Raw genomic sequence first — 18,077 nt, 5'->3', positions numbered from 1 at the left:
AGTAGCTCGATTTTTTTAGTATTAAGAAGATTTTTCGTTTTTTATACGTATCTTCAAATTCCAAAAAGCAGCAAGCATAATAGCTGCAAAGGAGCCAAAAATTGTTCCTAATAGCTTTGCATAAGGAGAGCTGCTTACATCGGCATTAATGAATAACATCATACAGAGCATGGCAGGGAAAAAGTATAAGTATTGTAATAACTTTAATTTTTTATCATTACTCATATATATAGCCCCTTTCTAGCATGTTATATGTTTATTATAACATATTTTACCAAGTCATTTTTACACTTGGAGACATGTTTATTTCATATGTGTAAATGCAGTTTTTTAATTCGATATTGTAAGTTTTGCCTACTTAATCCTAAAAATTTTGCAGCTTGTGAGATGTTGCCATGATTCTCTTTAAGAATTTGGTTAATGTAGTTCTTTTCCATTTTTTCTATTGTGTGTTTTAAAGTTTTAGGTGCATCAGTATTGTGAGTAGTTAGTGCATGTTGCATATTGAATTCTGTTTTTATTCGTTCGCGAAAGCGAGTAGGAAGATGAAACGCTGTAATGATGGTTTCATCTTCTATCAAGTTCATGGAACCTTCAATTATATGTTCCAACTCCCGTACGTTTCCAGGCCAATCGTAGGCATAGAAAAATTCTCTTACATTTACATCTACATCGGTTACGTTGAGCCCGAATTGAGTATTATATTTTTCAATAAAGTGCTGAACAAGAGCTGGAATATCTTCTTTTCTTTCACGTAAAGGCGGAAGACATAAAGTAACGACGCTTAATCGGTAATATAAGTCTTCTCTTAATCGATTATGTGCGATGGCTTCAAAGGGATCTTCATTGATAGTTGCTATAATGCGAACATCAATTTCTTTTTCGTGTGTACCTCCGATTCTTCGTATTGTTTTTTCTTGTATAGCCCGCAGCAACTTAGCTTGAAGTATTGGGCTTAATGAATTGATTTCATCTAATAACAAAGTTCCTCCGTTTGCTTCTTCGAATAAGCCTGATTTATCTATTGCTCCTGTAAAGGCACCTCGATTTGTGCCAAATAGTAGGCTTTCCATTAAGGTATCAGGTATAGCGGCACAGTTTTGTGAAATAAAGGGTTTTGTTGAACGCTGACTTTCATTATGGATGCTTTGTGCAAATAGTTCTTTACCAGTGCCTGTTTCTCCTACTAGAAGTATGGAGGAAGATGTACGAATTACTCTTTTTCCTTCTGTAATGATTGATTGAATGGCTTCAGAATCACCAATTATGTGATCAAAGGTAAATTTAGTACTTTGTTTTCGAGAAGGACCTATTTTTATCGTTTGCTTTAAGTTACTAATTTCTTTTGATATTTCAATAGCGCCTTTAATTTTTCCATTTTCTATTATAGGGAAAGTATCGTTAATCGTTGTAATTTCTTGTCCTTTATTGTTAAAATACGTTTGTTTTATATTTTTCTTTGTTTTTCCAAATTTTAATGCCTCTATAAGAGTACTATTTTTATTTTCCTCAAATGCGAATACTTCTAAAGGACTTTTATATAGCACATCTGAGCGCTCCATTGATTCAATTTCCATCATTTTGCGGTTATAGATAATCGTCTTACTTTCCTCGTTAATAATATGAATTCCGATGTCGAGTTCATTGAGTAAAGTTTCATATAGCATATTCATTTCAATGATCTGTTTTAAATTAATTTCTTCTGTACGCATAGATTATCTTCTCCTCATTCCACCCTATGAAGACTGACTTTTTATAATTTTATTAAAATTCTTATAAAATCGCAAAAATTTTTTGCTATTTTCCTTTTAAAATCTCTGAAATGATAGAAAAATTTTGCGGTTATGAAGTTTTTTTTTGAGAAACCTTCATTTTAAATAGGAATTGGAGATTGGTACGCATTTTGCATAAATAATAATTGATATATCTAAAGGAGGGATATGCAACGTTTCAGTACCAACTAATAAGAAGGAGGAGTGTATAAAGTGAAGACGGTTATAGAATGCGTGTATAGTCCTTGTTACGGGAAAGTAGAGAAGTTATTTGTTACGGAAAGTTCTTACGTATACGAGTGGGAGAAATTAGCATTAATTGAAACAATAGATAAACAGAAAGTAGAAATTAAGATAGGGATCAGTGGTTATATTGAATCATTAGAAGTAGTAGAAGGACAAGCTATTGCTGATCAAAAGTTATTAATAACAGTAAGGGATGACCTTTTAGTAACAGGCAGTGATTAATGTAAGTGACGTGTATTTTTGCTCTTTTAAATCATTATTTTTACGGTGAATAATTTTAAAAACGCTTACATTAAATGGGTTTACAAAGTGAAAAGGGGGGATTTATATGATGAATCAAAATCAAGGATTAAAAAGAGAATTGAAAAGCAGGCACATATTTATGATTGCACTTGGAGGCGTTATTGGTACCGGTCTTTTTTTAGGATCTGGGTATACAATTCATGAAGCTGGGCCTGGAGGAGCGATTGTAGCATATCTTGTTGGAGGATTTGTTATGTATTTAACGATGCTCTGTCTTGGAGAGTTAGCTGTTGCAATGCCTGACGCAGGATCTTATCAAACGTATGCTACGAAGCATATTTCCCCTGCAGCGGGTTATGTAGTTGGATGGATGTCATGGTTAAACTGGTCAGCTACGATAGGGATTGAACTAATTGCAGTTAGTATTTTAATGAAACGATGGTTTCCTGATGTACCTTCATGGATTTGGTGCGTAGTGTTTGCGGTACTCCTCTTTGCTATTAATGCGTTATCTTCAAGAAGTTTTGCGGAAGTTGAATTTTGGTTTGCAAGTATTAAAGTAATTACGATTATTGCATTTATTATTTTAGGTGGGGCAGCAATGTTTGGTTTTCTAGATATGAAAGGAAATGAACCAGCACCGATGTTCTCTAGTTTTACTGATTATGGTGGATTGTTCCCCAATGGATTATCAGCCATTTTAATTACGATGATTGCAGTTAATTTTTCTTTCCAAGGAACAGAATTAGTTGGTATTGCAGCAGGTGAGAGTGAAAATCCAGAGAAAACAATCCCGAAGGCAATTAACAATACAGTTTGGCGTATACTTGTTTTCTTTGTACTATCTATTTTTATTCTTGCTGGACTATTCCCTTGGCAACAAGCGGGAGTAATTGAAAGTCCATTTGTAGTTGTATTTGATAAAATTGGTATTCCTTATGCAGCAGATATTATAAATTTTGTTATCATTACAGCAGTGCTATCCGTTGCGAATTCAGGGTTATATGCAACTTCTCGTATGCTATGGTCTATGTCTAATCAAGGAATGATTAGTCCGATTTTTGGTAAGTTATCTAAAAACGGTGTTCCTATTTATGCATTGATTGTAAGTACAATTGTAGGCTGCCTTTCATTACTATCAGGTATTTATGCGGAAGATACAGTTTATTTATGGCTACTTTCTATTGCCGGGTTCGGGGCGATATTAGTTTGGGCATCTATTGCTCTATCTAACTTATTAGCTAGAAGGTCATACATAAAGCAGGGCGGGGATGTGAAAGAATTGAAATTTAAAACACCATTGTATCCATTTGTACCACTTCTTGCATTAGTATTAAATTTAACAGTAATCGTTGGAATGGCCTTTATTCCAGAACAAAGAATGGCATTGTATTGTGGTATTCCATTTATGATTGTTTGTTTACTGTTTTACCGTGCGACAAGAAATAAGGCACGTAAAGTAGAACATATTGAAAAGACAAATACGACGGAAGTAGAGAGCTTATAATATGAATTAATTTGGAGACTGTAAGATTTGTAAACAGTCTCTTTTTTTGTGAAAATAAAGCTGGAAACATACTATGTATGCAAAGGGGAATTAGCGATGAATCCAGAAGTTTCGCAGTTGTTAAAACAAATAGATTCAAGGAAAGAGGAATTGTTAGAACTTACAAAAACATTAATTCGTTTTGAAACACCAGCACCACCAGCGAGAAATACAAATGAAGCGCAAGAATTTGTTGCAGATTTTTTAAGAAAACGAAATTTTAGTATTGATAAATGGGATGTATATCCTAATGATCCGAACGTTGTTGGTGTGAAAAAAGGGGCAAAAAGTGACTCATATAAAAGTCTTATTATTAATGGACATATGGATGTAGCTGAAGTATCGGCAGATGAGGCGTGGGAAACAAATCCGTTTGAGCCATTTATAAAAGATGGTTGGTTAGTTGGACGTGGTGCAGCTGATATGAAAGGGGGACTAGCTGGAGCGCTATTTGCTATTCAGCTATTACAAGAAGCTGGTATTGAATTACCTGGAGATTTAATCTTTCAATCCGTAATTGGAGAAGAAGTTGGAGAAGCTGGTACACTTCAATGCTGCAAAAGAGGTTATGATGCTGATTTTGCAGTCGTAGTGGATACGAGTAATTTACATATGCAAGGACAGGGCGGCGTAATTACTGGCTGGATTACTGTGAAAAGCCCTCAAACGTTTCATGATGCAACGCGTAGGCAAATGATTCATGCTGGAGGACGTTTATTTGGAGCGAGTGCAATTGAAAAAATGATGAAAATTGTGCAAAGTTTGCAAGAATTAGAGCGTCATTGGGCAGTTATGAAAACATATGAAGGCTATCCGTCTGGAACAACAACAATTAATCCAGCTGTTATTGAGGGTGGAAGACATGCAGCTTTTATTGCGGATGAGTGCCGGTTATGGATAACAGTGCACTTTTATCCGAATGAAACACATGAACAAATAATAAAAGAAATTGAAGAGTATATCGGTAAAGTAGCAGCTGCCGATCCATGGCTAAGTGAAAATCCACCACAATTTAAGTGGGGCGGAGAATCAATGATTGTGGATCGTGGCGAAATTTTCCCTTCTTTAGAAATAGATAGTGAACATACAGCTGTAAAAACGCTTAGCTCAGTACATGAATCAATTCTTTCTAAAAATGCAATTTTAGATATGTCTGCAACGGTAACGGATGGTGGTTGGTTTAGTGAATTTCATATTCCAGCGATTATATATGGACCAGGTACATTAGAAGAAGCACATTCTGTAAATGAGAAAGTTGAAGTTGAACAGTTAATTGAATTTACAAAAGTGATAACAGCATTTATATATGAATGGTGCCACACGGAAAAATAGATTTGTACAGTAAAATCGTACGAGTATGTATACTTGTACGATTTTTTATTGAACTATTTCAGTGTTGAATATAAACAACTGAAATAGTTCTTTATTTTTCTATGTCTTTCGTTTTAGTTCAATTAATTTCTCTTTCGCTAATTCAACGGCAATCGCATCATCTAAATAGCCAATTGGAAAGAGATAGTCGGGAATAATATCTGTCGATAATATGAAATAAAGTAATGCGCTCCCAAGAACTGCACGTTCTTCTTTTGAAATGGTTTCATTACAAAATTGTTGATACATATCTGTTAATTGTTCAATAAAAGGACCAGCACTATCAATTTGCTCTAATTTGCTTGCAAAACTGTCATGAATACGTTTTTCGCCTTCTGTTGTCTGGGCATAGCGTTCGTAATTTTCGAGTTCTTGTTTTACGCGAGTTGTAGTGTAATCGAAATCGAATAAGTTAGAGGATTGCAGAGTTTGCTGAATGGTATCAAGAGATGTGTACATATCCGTCTTTTCTTTATTAATGTGAGGAGAATCAGGATACATTTCATCAAATAACAATTGGGGTGGAACTTGTAGACATTCTGCGAATTTTTGTAGGTGTTTTTGTTTTGGCGGTTGTTTACCATTCATAATTCTTGAGATTGTTGCGGGATCAATATTTGTAAGCATTCCGAGTTGGCGCATAGATAAGGCACGTTCTTTTAAAAGTTTTTTTATTAATCTACTAAGCCGCTCATTTGGATTTTCTTTAGGCATAGCGAAGGCACTCCTTTTTATTGTTGAAAAAATGTTGAGCATTTATTACATGTATATGAAACAGACAGGCACAGTTGCTCAACATTTTCATAAGATGCATGGAAAAGTGAGGAAAAGGGGTGGCTATTTATGAGTACGGCAGGTCTATTTTCAATTTTTTTAATCGGGATTGCTTCTAATTTAGATAATGCAGGTGTTGGGATTGCATATGGCATTCGTAAAATTAGAATTTCGTGGTTCAACAATTTTATCATCGCATTTTTTGGGTTTTTATTTACTTTATTAGCTGGATTTTTTGGGAACTGGATTGCGTTATTTATTTCAGAGTTTACAGCAAACCTGATTGGAGCGATAGTTTTAGGGATAATCGGGGTGTTTATTTTGTGCCAGCCTTTCTTGGGGCAAAGAAATACCGTAGGCTCTAAAGATGGTAATGTACTTATGGGAATTTTACGTGATCCAGAAAAAGCAGATTTTGATGGTTCTAAAACAATTAGTTTTTCAGAAGCAATTGTATTAGGGATTGCGTTGTCTATTAATAATATTGCAGGTGGATTTGATGCTGGGATAACAAATTTAAATCTTTGGCTTACAGCGACTATTTCTGGGGTGTTTAGTTTTATTTGTATTAGTGGTTTTGCGTATGTAGGAAAACGATTTTTAGCAGAATACTTAGGGAAATGGGCGACAATTATCGCAGGAGTATTATTAATTCTTATTGGGATCGATCAGTTGTTGTAAGGAGAGTAGAAAACAAGGTTCGAGTATTTCCTTGGAAATACAGCAAGGGATTGCATATATCGACGTACTTTTCTCCATACTAATACGGATTTCTTTTAAGAAAGGGGGATTTGTATGGGACGCGGGAAAGCATTTGATCATAAGAAAAAAGGGCATGATCATCAACCACCTAAAGGTGCGTTCATTCATAAAGATGTAAATGAACATACTTTGGAAGAGGAAGAGCTACCAGTAAATATTGAGGCGTATAAAAATAGTTTAAAAAAACATTAAAAGCACCTACATAGGTGCTTTTTTACCGTATATCTTCAATTAATTGTTCCGATTCTTCATGCATACTGTACTCACTTAATACTTGAATGCAAAGCCATTTTAATTCCTCAATCGTATGCTCAAGTTCTTCAGGAAGCACGTGATAAATGTCTTCAAGTCCCATCCCGAAATGAATAAGTTCAAGTACTTGATCATCGATGTTCCGATCCATTAATAATTCAAGTACTTCTAAATTGAATATGTATCGGTGAGCTTCGTCGAGTGAAACAACTTTTAACTTCAAGCTTTCTACAATACTCAATATAAAAAGAAGGATTGTTTTTTCAAGAACAGGTTGTTTTCCCATTTGAAATATTAGTTTCATCTTTCACACCTCCACATATAGCGCTAGGTTGTACTATATTATTCAGGAGGGGGGAACAAATATGCATGATATAGAGAAACTTTCAGCACTGTTTTTATAAGAAGATTGATAACTCGCAAAATTGAGGTTTTGGCGAAATAAAAAATCCTGCTAGTATAGCAGGATAACTCGCGATTAAAAAATGCTCCAACCTTCTTGAGCAGAAAGAAGTTCAAGAATTTTAAAACCAGCAATACTATTTCCGTTTGCATCTAAAGCTGGTCCGAAAATACCGATTCCCATGTCTCCTTTTACGCAGCCAAAAATACCACCGGCTACACCGCTTTTTGCAGGAATACCAACACGAATTGCAAATTCACCAGATTCGTTATACATACCACATGTGACCATAAATGTTTTGCAAATTTTTGTAATATGTTTAGGGATGATTTGTTTCTTTTTATATGGATCATATCCATCCATTGCAAAAATTAAGCCGATACGTGCTAAATCGATGCAGTTTACTTCAACTGCGCATTGACGAGTATATAAATCCATAAGTTCTTCAATATCACAATCGATAATTCCGTTTTGTTTCATATAATAACAAAGTGAACGGTTTAGGTAAGCTGTCTCTAGTTCTGAATCGGCAACTTTAGAGGAATAATTAATAGTAGGATTATCTGTTATTTCACGTACAAAATGAAGAATACGTTCCATTTTTTCCTCGTTATCTTTTCCTTCTAACATGCTTGTAATAGCTAATGCTCCTGCATTTATCATTGGATTAAGGGGTTTGGACGGACTTGTCGTTTCTAACTTAATAATAGAATTAAATGGGTCACCCGTTGGTTCCATTCCAACTTTAGAAAATACATATTCTTCACCACGGTCTAAAAGGGCAAGGGCAAGTGTAATTACTTTGGAAATACTTTGAAGAGTAAATAGTGTTTGTGAGTTGCCTGCATGGATATATTCTGTTTCTTTATGGAAAATGGCAATCCCTAAATCGTCTGGATTTGCATTTCCTAGTTCGGGGATATAAGTAGCAAGTTTTCCTTTTTTTGTATATGGTTTTACTTGTTCTAACAACTGTTGTAAGTTGTTTGTTTCAATGCACTGCATAGTACCAACGCTCCTATTTTGAATTAACTAAGTTTACTTTTCCCGATATGCTCGGAAATAAATAATAACATGAAAAAGTGGAATGATAAAACGAAAGTTCAATGTGCTATAATAGGTCTTTCGTTTCGAGTATTCTGTATTTTAAAAAGGAGAATTTTCCTTTTATATAACAGTTTGGAAATAGGAGATTTATCCATAAAAAGTTCGGAAATAAAAACTACACATCTATACAACTATATGTTATTATGGTTATGTAATAGAAAGCGTTTTCTAAAGCGCACTTATAATGATAACGATTTCATAAATTAAATTAGGGGGAATTAAAATGTTGCAGTTTTTACAACGTATTGGTAAAGCTTTAATGCTTCCGATCGCAGTACTACCAGCAGCAGGATTATTGCTTCGTTTAGGGCAACCAGATGTATTTGATATTCCTGTTATGGCACAGGCCGGCGCAGCAGTTTTTGATAACTTAGCACTTATTTTTGCAATTGGTATTGCAATCGGTCTTTCAGTGGATGGTAGTGGTGCAGCAGGTCTTGCAGGTGCAATTGGTTATCTTGTTATGAAAAATAGTATTGATGCACTTAGCAAAGGGTATTCAACTGCTGAATTACAAGGTAAATTAGGTAAAGTCCAAGATTTAATAGGTAATAGCGCAAATGTAGATCCATCTAAGCTTGCGGATACAATGACACAAGTATCTAAGGCTGCTGAATTATCGACTAAAGTAGATATGAAAGTTTTAGGTGGTATTATTGTTGGTGTTATAGCAGGACTTCTTTATAATAAATTCCATAAGATTAAACTTCCAGAATGGTTAGGTTTCTTTGCTGGAAAACGTTTCGTTCCAATTGTTACATCAGTTGTGATGCTGATATTAGGAATTCTATTTGCACAAATTTGGCCAACAATTCAAAATGGTATTGATGCATTAGCTCATGGAATTGTTAATTTAGGTGCAATTGGTTCAGGATTATTTGGTTTATTAAACCGTTTATTAATCCCAATTGGTTTACACCACGTAATGAACACATACTTCTGGTTTGTATTTGGGGACTTTACAAATGCAGCAGGTAATGTTGTTAATGGTGATATTGCTCGTTTCCTTGCAGGTGACAAAACAGCAGGTATGTTTATGACTGGTTTCTTCCCAGTTATGATGTTCGGTTTACCAGCAGCATGTTTCGCAATGATTGCAGCTGCTAAACCAGAAAAGCGTAAAGCAGTTACTGGTATGTTAGCTGGTCTAGCATTAACTTCATTCTTAACTGGTATTACAGAGCCTATTGAATTCTCATTCATGTTCTTATCACCAGTATTATATGGTATTCATGCTGTACTAACAGGTCTTTCTTTATTCATTACAACATCACTTGGCATTCATGATGGTTTCTCATTTAGTGCCGGTGCAATCGATTATGCTTTAAACTTCGGTATTGCAACAAAACCAGTCTTACTAGCAGGTATCGGTTTAATTTACGCAGCAATTTATTTCATAGTATTCTACTTCTTAATTAAGAAGTTCGATTTAAAAACTCCTGGTCGTGAAGATGACGATGAGTTAGTTGAAGATGGTGATGCACCAGTTGCAGGTTCAATTGGTGAAACTTACGTAGCAGCTTTAGGCGGAAAAGAAAACTTAACAGTTATTGATAACTGTGCAACACGTCTACGCTTACAAGTAAAAGATGCTGGTCAAGTAAATGAAGCAGCATTAAAACGTGCTGGTGCAAAAGGTGTTATGAAATTAAGTAATACTAGTGTACAAGTTATCGTAGGTACAAATGTTGAATCTGTTGCCGATGATATGAAAAAACACGTATAAATAATGAGATAAGAGGATGTCCCAAAAGATTGATAACATCAATTTTTTAGAGGATATCCTCTTTTTTTGTTAATAATTTAACGGGAATCTTACTTTTGTAAATTTTCTTTTTCTTTTTTGTACATATAGGTTGGTAATATGTGCAGTGCGTGATAAAGTAGGGATGATATAGAATGGATTATCCATAATCTACTAAAACGAATCTTTAGTAGAGGAATTAAATTATTGGTGAGTAAGGGGAAAAAAGCAATTATGGATCAGGAAAAAAATAATGCGAATGGGAAAGCACATCGGCCGATTGTATACATAAAAAGAACAATCATTCTCGTCTTACTATTATCACTTGTATATTTCATGTATACAAAAATTGTTGCGCATAATAAGAAAGAAGAAACTTTAAAAGCGGCAGCAGAAATGAAGAAACAAGAAGAGTTAAAAAAGAAAGAAGAAAAAAAGAAACAAGAAGTACAGAAGCAAAAACAAAAAGAGCAGGAAGAACAAATGAAGCAAGCGCAAGCAGCGGAGAAACCTGCTGAAGGACCACCTCAAGAAATTAATGAAAACGCTCAATTGGACCAGTATTTACAAAACGCAGGATTTAGCGGGACAGCTGTTATTGTGAAGAACGGAAAAGTTCTTCTGAATAAAGGGTACGGTATGGCAAATAAAGAGCAGCAAGTACCGAATAATTCAGAGACGACTTTTTATATTGGTTCTATTTCAAAGGCGTTTGTAGCAACTGCTATTATGCAATTGAAAGATCAAAATAAATTACAAGTAGAAGATACTGTTGCGAAGTATATTCCAGATTTTCCACAAGGTAATAATATTCAGCTAAAACATCTATTAACACATACATCAGGGATTCCCGAATATGAGCAGGGAAAAGAAGATATTTCTCATGAAGAACTGATAAAGCGGATAGGAAATCAAAAGCGTATTGGTGGTCCGGGAGAGAAGTGGAAGTATTCTGATTCGAACTACTCTATACTTGCTTATATTGCAGAGAAGGTAAGTGGGCAGTCACTCGAAGAATATATTAAACAACATATTTTTGCTACTGCGGGTATGAAACATTCTGGCTTTGGCACAGCGTTAGAACAAACAAGATTCCCATCAACGGGTTATAAAATAGTAAATAATAATATGACAACACCTAATATTCCAAGCATGTCACAACTTTATGGTTGTGGTGATATATATACGAGTGCACATGATTTATATTTATTTAATGAGGCGTTATACTCTGGAAAATTAATTTCAAAAGAGAGTTACGATCAAATGTTTACGGGTGGAAAAAAGGATTACGGGTTTGGATGGTACGTAGACCCAGGAAGCTATTCGAATCATGGTGTAATGCCAGGTTGGAATTGCTTAAACGGATTTAGTAAAAATGGTAGTGTATATGTTGTTTTATTATCTAACATTCAAAATAATATTAAATCATTTGGTAAAGTGAATAATGACATTTATTCGATATTGCGGAATATTGAAGTGTAAGAAACTATCCTTTTGGATAGTTTTTTTTATGCTCTGAAACAAATATTTCTTTTAGAAAATGTATGTCTTACCTATCACAAAAATATCCATTTTGTATACATTAAGATGTATGGATGTAAAATTTTATAATCTAAAAATAATAGGAGGAGAAGTGTATGTGTCTGTTCAGAAAATATTGGCATAAATTATCAAGATTGTTTAATAGACAATTAGATTATTTTTTAGATAATAAGTTATTGCCTGCTGTGGAAAGACTTTTATTTTCACAAAACTTCGCGAGATTTATTCAAAGAAACTCTAAGCAAGCTACGGAAGAAGTTATTGAATCAAGTAGATTTCAATCTATTATTTGTAACATTTTAAAAGAATGCAATACATCACCTTTTAAAGAAATTGCAAAGCAGTATTTAGGTAAAAACGTAGAAATTACGGTGACAGTTGGACAATTAACAGGTGTTATTGTAGCAGTTGGTGATGACTTTTTAACATTGCAAGAAGGAATAGGAACTGAAGTTTTATTACCATTTACAAGTATTATATCAATTAAAGAAGCTTAAGAAAGGAGAGTTATATATGTTATTTACTGATGAATTACGTAACCATGTTGGCGAACTAGTGCAAGTTGTGACAGCTGTAGAAATCATTGCAGGCGTTCTTTTATCTGTGACGGATGGGGCAGTAATTGTTCGTACTTCTCCTTCTTATGGACCACCAGAAGATGTAGTTGTGCGTATTCCTATTATTGCTTATGTTCGCTTGGAAGGGTAAGAGTGATACAAGTATGAGAGTGTCAGTTGTTATTCCAGTGCATAATGAAGCAAGTACTTTATCAAAAGTTTTAGTAGAGGTAAGAAAGCTCGAACCATATGAAGTTATCATAGTAGATAATGGATCTACAGATGGGACGAAGGAAATAGCATTACAGCATAATTGCCGTGTAATTTATTATAGAGATTCTCTTGGTAATGATGTGGGACGGGCAATTGGTGCTAGAGAAGCAAAAGGTGAGATTGTTTTGTTTTTAGATGGTGATATCGTCATGAAAAGTGAAGAATTATACAATTTTATTAAAGGAATACGACAAGGGCATGAGATTGTTTTAAATAATTTAACATGGTCCGTTTACTTGAAGATGAGACCGCATTATACGACGGTTGGAAAATATATGTTAAATCGTTATTTGAACAAGAAAGAGTTTGTTGTAGGATCTTTAATTGCAATACCACATGCGATAAGTCGTAAAGTGATTGAAAAACTGGGGTGGTGGAATTTAGCAGATCCAGCATTATTTCAAGCGATGGCGATGTCTAGAGGAGTAGATATTTCTGATATGGCTTCAGTTGATGTCATCTACACAAATAAAGTTCGACCTGTGCATACTGGTACATCACCTGGCTCTCCTTATCCGAAAGCGACTAGTCGTATTATGGGTGATCATTTGCGAGCTTTACAATACGTAATCGAAACATATGGTAAACGCGGTGGTTTTTCAGAGAACAATAGAGATAGAGAGTTTGTAGGAAAGTATAAACCAGTTTTATTACAAAAGAATAAAGCGAAATATAGTGCCATTATCCCAGTATCAGAAGAGAAAATAACCATAAGGTCTGTTATAAAAGAAGTGAAAGAAGCAGGTGTAGATGAAATTATAGTTGTCGCGAATGGAGCAGATGTTGAGACTGTTAAACAGGCAAAGCTAGAGAATGTTATTGTTGTTGAATTTACGAAGGCGCTTGGACATAATGTAGCACGAGCAATAGGTGCCATGCATGCTACGGCAGATATTTGTTTATTCGTTGATAGTGATCTTGTTATTCCAGCAAAAAAACTCACTCTATTTTTACATGCTGTTGAAGATGGAAATGACGTGGTGTTAAATGATTTACAATGCTTATTAGATATGTTTCATCCAGCAGATCCAATTAGTATGGGAAAATACTTTGTGAATTTGATAGCGAAACGACCAGATTTATGGAATAACTCACTAACTGCTGTACCACATGCCATTCATAAGAAGGTAATAGAGAAAATAGGATATGATTCCCTTATCATTCCGCCATTAGCACAAGTGAAAGCTATTTTAGAAGGATTCTCTATTACAACAGTAGAGTTAGTAGATGTTATAAAAACAAATCGCATACGTCCAGAGCAACACGAATTTGTAAATGGGCGTATTTCAGCGTTTGATCGTATTTTCGGTGATCAACTTGAAGCGGTTGCGTATTTATTACAATGTACGGACGAACGTGGTGGTTTTACAGATGGAGATAGAGATAGAGATGTAATTCAACAATTGAGAAGGGAAGAAGAGAATACAAATGAATAGTAGTAAAGTAGCTATTATTGGGCTAGGGTATGTTGGCCTTCCTTTAGCGGTACATTTTGCAGAAAGAGGGCATACAGTACTTGGATTAGATAAAGATATTAGGAAAATAGACTCAATTATAAAAGGAGAAAGTTATATTCCGGATGTTTCTTCTAAAGAGTTACAAAGTTTATTGACGAAAAAAAAATTAACAGTAAATACACCGGATCAAGGCATTGCTGATTTTCAAAATAGTGATTATGTTATTGTCACTGTCCCGACTCCAATTAATGAACAAAGAGAACCAGACTTAAGTGCCCTCATTTCAGCTTCGCATTATATACAACAAAACCTTCAAAAAGGACAAACCTTCATTTTTGAAAGCTCCACATATCCAGGCACACTTGAAGAAGTCATCCTACCTATTATTTCTCAAAATGGTAAAAAGGTAGGGGAAGATTTCTATATCGGATATTCCCCTGAGAGAATTGATCCAGCAAATAGTCAATATTCAGTTCAAGCTATTCCAAAAGTTATTAGTGGACAAACAGAAAAGTGTAAACAAAAGGTACAGGATTTATATAGTACCATTTTTGACGAAGTTGTACCTGTTAGCTCTCCGAAAGTAGCAGAGATGTGCAAGCTATTTGAAAATATTCAGCGCTTAGTTAACATTTCTTTAGTAAATGAACTAAACACACTATGTGAAAGTTTAGGCATTGATTTTTATGAGGCCATTGAAGCGGCATCTACAAAACCATTTGGGTTTACTCCGTATTGGCCAGGGCCAGGGATAGGGGGACACTGTATTCCCGTAGACCCTTTATATTTTCAATGGAGAATAAAAAAGAATGGGGCAATTAGTCAATTAATTGAGGCTGCACATATAATTAATGAAGAAATGCCAGAGAAAATGGTCCGCAAAGTAAAAAGTGTGGTGCAATTACCTGCAACGGTGTTAATTGTAGGGATTGCGTATAAAAAAGATGTAAATGATTTGAGAGAATCACCAGCGTTACCGATTATTCAATTATTAAGAAATCAAGGATACGAGATAGAATATCATGATCCTTATATTTCTTCCGCAGAAATTGGAGATAAGGTGTACCAATCTGTTTCTTTAGATGAAGAAAAAGTTAAAAAAGCGGATTGTATTTTAATTTTAACGGATCATTCTAATATTGATTGGAAGCTTTTTAAAGGAATGGATCGAGTAATAGATACACGCGGGATTGTAAAGAAGGTGAGTAAATGAGTAAGAAATGTTTAATTACAGGTGGGGCCGGATTTATCGGGTCGCATTTAGCTGAAGAGTTGATAAGAAGAGGTTATGAGGTCACTGTTGTGGATAACTTTTATAAAGGTAAAAATAAGTACCATAAAGAGTTAATGAAAGAAATCCGTGTTATTCCAATAAGTGTTTTAGATAAAAATTCTATTTATGAATTAGTAGATCAGCATGATGTCGTGTTTCATTTAGCAGCAATTTTAGGTGTGAAAACAACAATGGAAAAAAGTATAGAGCTCATAGAAACGAATTTTGATGGGACAAGAAATGTTTTACAAGCAGCGTTAAAAGGAAAGAAGAAAGTAGTTTTTGCTTCTACTTCAGAAGTATATGGTAAGGCCAAGCCGCCTTTCTCTGAAGAGGGAGATCGATTGTACGGGGCAACTTCTAAAATTCGTTGGAGTTATGCAGTTTGTAAAACGTTGGAAGAGACATTATGTTTAGGGTACGCATTAGAAGGTTTACCAGTAACGATTGTTCGATACTTTAATATTTATGGTCCAAGAGCGAAAGATGGTCCATATGCAGGAGTAATCCCGCGATTTATCCGCGCGGCACTGCAAGGAGAAGACATTCTCGTATATGGAGATGGAAAGCAGACACGTTGTTTTACGTATGTAAGTGATGCGGTAGAGGCAACGATTCGGGCAATGGATGAGAAGGTAAATGGTGAGATTATTAATATAGGTTCTGAGAATGAAAAGAGCATAAAAGGAGTAGCAGAAGTAATTAAAAAATTAACGAATTCTTCTTCGAAGATTGTCCAAGTGCCTTTTGAAGAAGTATATCCTCATGGTTTTGAAGAAATTCCAAATAGAAGACCAGATGTAACAAAATTAAAAGAGCTTGTTCAATTTCAGGCGAAAGTAACGTGGGAAAACGGATTGAAGGAAACAATTAAGTGGTTTCGTGAACAAAACAATGGCTAAGTCATTATCTGTTATTATTCCTGCATGTAATGAGGTCGATACGATTTCAGACGTTATTCAATCGGTAAGACCATTAAATCCAGTAGAAATCATTGTAGTAGCAAACGGTTGTAATGATGGAACAGAAGATGTTGCAGATCGTTTAGGGTGTAAAGTAATCAAGCATACAGAGCTACTAGGGAACGATGTTGGACGTGCAGTCGGCGCAAAACATGCGATAGGTGATGTATTACTATTTATAGATGGTGATTTTGCTATTCCAACTTCAAAATTAAAATTATTCCTTAATCCGATTTTATACGATCAGGCAGATGTAGTTTTAAATAATTTGGATGCATTATTTTTAAAAAGGCAAAAAACCACTTCTATTACAGTATGGCGCCAAATATTAAATGCAATGTTAGAGCGTGAAGAATTAAAAATGAATTCTTTATTAGATGTACCTCATGCGCTGACGAAAGAAGTCGTTCAAAGCATCGGATATGAATGTTTTGTTAATCCTATTGTGGCTCATTTACGCCTAGTTCAAAGTAAATGGAGAATTAGTCGTCATTGTGCTATTGACGTTATTACGCCGAATAAATTTCGTCCATTCCAGCATGCTGCATATGGGACAAATCTTTCCCAATCTGAAAAAAGAATGATAGGTGATCATATAGAAGCAGTAGCAGAACGGATATTAAGCAGTGATGAGCGCGGAGGATATTATGATGGAAATAGGAAAAGGGATAGTGTCTATCATACTTTAAGTTTTGAAGAGTTTTATCAAGGGTGGGGTGTTACATCTGATTTCTATAAAGGAAAGCAACTATCGGTTGTTATTCCCGTACAAGATGAAGAGAAAACAATTGGAAACGTTATAGAAGAGCTTCGCAAAATTGAACCCTTCGAAATTATCGTTGTCGTAAATGGTTCGTCAGATAAAACGAAAAAAATTGCAAAAGACAAAGGGGCAACGACAATTGTATATAAAGAAGCACTCGGAAATGATGTGGGGCGCTCACTTGGAACGTATTTTGCAAAAGGAGAAATTGTGTTATTTATAGATGGCGATTTTGTTATTCCAGCGAGTGAGCTATATCCTTTTGCGAAAGCTATTGCAGATGGAACAGATGTTGCATTAAATGATCTAAATCATTATTTAGATTTAAGAGTACCGCTTCATCTTGTAACTGCATTTAAATATGCATTAAATTTAGCTTGTGATAGAAAAGATCTAGGCGTAGGCTCTCTTATCGCTGTACCGAATGCGTTTAGCCGTAAGTGTTTGAAAGAAATTGGGTATAGATCTTTACTGGCGCCGTGTGTAGCCCAAGTGAAAGCTATTCTTTCAGGATTTGAAGTTGCATGTGTAAGTCGTGTTGAGGTCGATAAGATGAACCGTATTCGTCCCAGTGAACATTTTGCTAAAATAGGTCATCCACCAGCTGTACTTCGAATTATAGGTGATCATATAGAAGGACTAGATCAAATAATTGCATTAACAGACAATCGTGGCGGATTCTATGATGGCAATAGAAAAAGAGATGTTTTATAGAAGTAACAAAAAAAGTGTACAACATGTGTACACTTTTTTGTTCTGTTATAAAAACTATAACAGATTAGGAGATAAGAGTATTACAGCTCTACAATGGGTATTGTTCTTATATTACAAAATAGGACTCGTATATAAGGATACCAAAAAATACAATTAAGGAAAGGGTTAATTTTAAAGACTTTTAAATGAAGTTAACACTATATATATAGTAGTTTGCTCAATATTTCACAAACATGTCACAACTATTTCGTTCACTTTCGTAAAAAAGTAGTATTCTAAGTGTGTAAGCTGTTATATAAAAAATCTTAGTCCTGTA

The 18,077-nt window shown here is 34.8% G+C and carries 18 protein-coding genes and 2 pseudogenes; 15 read left to right on the top strand and 5 right to left on the bottom strand.

What is annotated here, in order from left to right:
* Positions 1–21 precede the first annotated feature (21 nt).
* Together IQ781_RS13205 and IQ781_RS13200 are read right to left on the bottom strand one after the other, a co-directional pair.
* Complete coding sequence (locus IQ781_RS13205) at positions 22–225, bottom strand: hypothetical protein (protein WP_000063860.1); 204 nt, start codon at positions 223–225, stop codon at positions 22–24.
* 83 nt (positions 226–308) lie between these two features.
* On the bottom strand, positions 309–1,712 hold the full coding sequence (locus tag IQ781_RS13200) for a sigma-54 interaction domain-containing protein (RefSeq protein ID WP_001258445.1): 1,404 nt from the start codon (positions 1,710–1,712) through the stop codon (positions 309–311).
* A 273-nt stretch (positions 1,713–1,985) separates the two neighbouring features.
* On the opposite strand from IQ781_RS13200, the gene IQ781_RS13195 reads away from it, so the two are divergent.
* The 3 genes from IQ781_RS13195 (at position 1,986) to IQ781_RS13185 (ending at position 5,139) form a co-directional block, all read left to right on the top strand.
* On the top strand, positions 1,986–2,240 hold the full coding sequence (locus tag IQ781_RS13195; protein ID WP_000859480.1) for a biotin/lipoyl attachment domain-containing protein: 255 nt from the start codon (positions 1,986–1,988) through the stop codon (positions 2,238–2,240).
* A 106-nt stretch (positions 2,241–2,346) separates the two neighbouring features.
* The gene (locus tag IQ781_RS13190) at positions 2,347–3,768 is read left to right on the top strand and encodes an amino acid permease (RefSeq protein ID WP_000981865.1); all 1,422 of its coding nucleotides are present in this window, start codon (positions 2,347–2,349) and stop codon (positions 3,766–3,768) included.
* A gap of 96 nt (positions 3,769–3,864) precedes the next feature.
* Positions 3,865–5,139 carry an acetylornithine deacetylase gene (locus tag IQ781_RS13185; protein WP_001067754.1) on the top strand — a complete coding sequence of 425 codons (1,275 nt, stop codon included), beginning with the start codon at positions 3,865–3,867 and terminating at the stop codon, positions 5,137–5,139.
* Between the two features lie 99 nt (positions 5,140–5,238).
* Here IQ781_RS13185 and IQ781_RS13180 read toward each other — a convergent pair whose 3' ends face one another.
* A complete protein-coding gene (locus IQ781_RS13180; RefSeq protein ID WP_001123715.1) occupies positions 5,239–5,892 on the bottom strand; it encodes a helix-turn-helix domain-containing protein in 654 nt (217 codons plus the stop codon).
* Between the two features lie 129 nt (positions 5,893–6,021).
* Here IQ781_RS13180 and ytaF point away from each other — a divergent pair, with 129 nt between their 5' ends.
* Together ytaF and IQ781_RS13170 are read left to right on the top strand one after the other, a co-directional pair.
* Entirely contained in the window at positions 6,022–6,633 is a 612-nt protein-coding gene (gene ytaF, locus IQ781_RS13175; RefSeq protein ID WP_000100723.1) for a sporulation membrane protein YtaF, read from the top strand.
* 114 nt (positions 6,634–6,747) lie between these two features.
* Positions 6,748–6,906 carry a hypothetical protein gene (locus IQ781_RS13170; RefSeq protein WP_000532409.1) on the top strand — a complete coding sequence of 53 codons (159 nt, stop codon included), beginning with the start codon at positions 6,748–6,750 and terminating at the stop codon, positions 6,904–6,906.
* A 22-nt stretch (positions 6,907–6,928) separates the two neighbouring features.
* Here IQ781_RS13170 and IQ781_RS13165 read toward each other — a convergent pair whose 3' ends face one another.
* Together IQ781_RS13165 and glsA are read right to left on the bottom strand one after the other, a co-directional pair.
* On the bottom strand, positions 6,929–7,270 hold the full coding sequence (locus tag IQ781_RS13165) for a DUF3969 family protein (RefSeq protein WP_000766604.1): 342 nt from the start codon (positions 7,268–7,270) through the stop codon (positions 6,929–6,931).
* Positions 7,271–7,444: 174 nt separating this feature from the next.
* The gene (gene glsA, locus IQ781_RS13160; protein ID WP_001149861.1) at positions 7,445–8,374 is read right to left on the bottom strand and encodes a glutaminase A; all 930 of its coding nucleotides are present in this window, start codon (positions 8,372–8,374) and stop codon (positions 7,445–7,447) included.
* 69 nt (positions 8,375–8,443) lie between these two features.
* Here glsA and IQ781_RS28330 point away from each other — a divergent pair.
* The 10 genes and pseudogenes from IQ781_RS28330 to IQ781_RS13115 all read left to right on the top strand — a co-directional run bounded on the left by IQ781_RS28330 (position 8,444) and on the right by IQ781_RS13115 (position 17,950).
* Positions 8,444–8,558, top strand: a pseudogene (locus tag IQ781_RS28330) (transcriptional regulator).
* A 141-nt stretch (positions 8,559–8,699) separates the two neighbouring features.
* Complete coding sequence (gene nagE, locus IQ781_RS13155; protein ID WP_000938900.1) at positions 8,700–10,202, top strand: N-acetylglucosamine-specific PTS transporter subunit IIBC; 1,503 nt, start codon at positions 8,700–8,702, stop codon at positions 10,200–10,202.
* 252 nt (positions 10,203–10,454) lie between these two features.
* Complete coding sequence (locus tag IQ781_RS13150; protein ID WP_000371812.1) at positions 10,455–11,702, top strand: serine hydrolase domain-containing protein; 1,248 nt, start codon at positions 10,455–10,457, stop codon at positions 11,700–11,702.
* A 155-nt stretch (positions 11,703–11,857) separates the two neighbouring features.
* Positions 11,858–12,259 (top strand): LSm family protein, encoded by a 402-nt coding sequence (locus IQ781_RS13145; protein WP_000335531.1) that lies wholly within the window; start codon positions 11,858–11,860, stop codon positions 12,257–12,259.
* Positions 12,260–12,275: 16 nt separating this feature from the next.
* Positions 12,276–12,470, top strand: coding sequence for an LSm family protein (locus tag IQ781_RS13140; protein ID WP_000899469.1), 195 nt, complete (start codon positions 12,276–12,278; stop codon positions 12,468–12,470).
* Positions 12,471–12,483: 13 nt separating this feature from the next.
* Positions 12,484–14,028 (top strand): glycosyltransferase family 2 protein, encoded by a 1,545-nt coding sequence (locus IQ781_RS13135; RefSeq protein ID WP_001266465.1) that lies wholly within the window; start codon positions 12,484–12,486, stop codon positions 14,026–14,028.
* Positions 14,021–15,262 (top strand): nucleotide sugar dehydrogenase, encoded by a 1,242-nt coding sequence (locus IQ781_RS13130; RefSeq protein WP_001088925.1) that lies wholly within the window; start codon positions 14,021–14,023, stop codon positions 15,260–15,262. Before IQ781_RS13135 ends, IQ781_RS13130 begins: the two co-directional genes overlap by 8 nt.
* Complete coding sequence (locus IQ781_RS13125; RefSeq protein ID WP_139847045.1) at positions 15,259–16,224, top strand: UDP-N-acetyl-alpha-D-glucosaminuronate decarboxylase; 966 nt, start codon at positions 15,259–15,261, stop codon at positions 16,222–16,224. Before IQ781_RS13130 ends, IQ781_RS13125 begins: the two co-directional genes overlap by 4 nt.
* Positions 16,217–17,761: a glycosyltransferase family 2 protein gene (locus IQ781_RS13120; RefSeq protein WP_013141734.1), complete on the top strand. Its 1,545-nt coding sequence runs from the start codon at positions 16,217–16,219 to the stop codon at positions 17,759–17,761. The genes IQ781_RS13125 and IQ781_RS13120 overlap by 8 nt, the downstream gene beginning before the upstream one ends.
* A pseudogene (locus IQ781_RS13115) lies at positions 17,730–17,950 on the top strand (hypothetical protein). The gene IQ781_RS13120 and the pseudogene IQ781_RS13115 overlap by 32 nt, the downstream one beginning before the upstream one ends.
* The last annotated feature ends 127 nt before the right edge of the window (positions 17,951–18,077 follow it).

The organism is Bacillus sp. N447-1, from assembly GCF_022701035.1.
In the GTDB taxonomy this organism is placed as follows: Bacteria; Bacillota; Bacilli; order Bacillales; family Bacillaceae_G; genus Bacillus_A; species Bacillus_A cereus.
The sequence above is the reverse complement of the archived record's forward strand: the minus strand, read 5'-3'. Positions and strand labels throughout refer to the sequence as shown.

Excerpts from the sequence above, each read along its gene's own strand:
- IQ781_RS13205 (WP_000063860.1), bottom strand. The coding sequence starts at position 225 with ATGAGTAATGATAAAAAATTAAAGTTATTACAATACTTATACTTTTTC.
- IQ781_RS13200 (WP_001258445.1), bottom strand. The coding sequence starts at position 1,712 with ATGCGTACAGAAGAAATTAATTTAAAACAGATCATTGAAATGAATATG.
- IQ781_RS13190 (WP_000981865.1), top strand. The coding sequence starts at position 2,347 with ATGATGAATCAAAATCAAGGATTAAAAAGAGAATTGAAAAGCAGGCAC.
- IQ781_RS13185 (WP_001067754.1), top strand. The coding sequence starts at position 3,865 with ATGAATCCAGAAGTTTCGCAGTTGTTAAAACAAATAGATTCAAGGAAA.
- IQ781_RS13180 (WP_001123715.1), bottom strand. The coding sequence starts at position 5,892 with ATGCCTAAAGAAAATCCAAATGAGCGGCTTAGTAGATTAATAAAAAAA.
- ytaF (WP_000100723.1), top strand. The coding sequence starts at position 6,022 with ATGAGTACGGCAGGTCTATTTTCAATTTTTTTAATCGGGATTGCTTCT.
- IQ781_RS13170 (WP_000532409.1), top strand. The coding sequence starts at position 6,748 with ATGGGACGCGGGAAAGCATTTGATCATAAGAAAAAAGGGCATGATCAT.
- IQ781_RS13165 (WP_000766604.1), bottom strand. The coding sequence starts at position 7,270 with ATGAAACTAATATTTCAAATGGGAAAACAACCTGTTCTTGAAAAAACA.
- glsA (WP_001149861.1), bottom strand. The coding sequence starts at position 8,374 with ATGCAGTGCATTGAAACAAACAACTTACAACAGTTGTTAGAACAAGTA.
- nagE (WP_000938900.1), top strand. The coding sequence starts at position 8,700 with ATGTTGCAGTTTTTACAACGTATTGGTAAAGCTTTAATGCTTCCGATC.
- IQ781_RS13150 (WP_000371812.1), top strand. The coding sequence starts at position 10,455 with ATGGATCAGGAAAAAAATAATGCGAATGGGAAAGCACATCGGCCGATT.
- IQ781_RS13145 (WP_000335531.1), top strand. The coding sequence starts at position 11,858 with ATGTGTCTGTTCAGAAAATATTGGCATAAATTATCAAGATTGTTTAAT.
- IQ781_RS13140 (WP_000899469.1), top strand. The coding sequence starts at position 12,276 with ATGTTATTTACTGATGAATTACGTAACCATGTTGGCGAACTAGTGCAA.
- IQ781_RS13135 (WP_001266465.1), top strand. The coding sequence starts at position 12,484 with ATGAGAGTGTCAGTTGTTATTCCAGTGCATAATGAAGCAAGTACTTTA.
- IQ781_RS13130 (WP_001088925.1), top strand. The coding sequence starts at position 14,021 with ATGAATAGTAGTAAAGTAGCTATTATTGGGCTAGGGTATGTTGGCCTT.
- IQ781_RS13125 (WP_139847045.1), top strand. The coding sequence starts at position 15,259 with ATGAGTAAGAAATGTTTAATTACAGGTGGGGCCGGATTTATCGGGTCG.
- IQ781_RS13120 (WP_013141734.1), top strand. The coding sequence starts at position 16,217 with ATGGCTAAGTCATTATCTGTTATTATTCCTGCATGTAATGAGGTCGAT.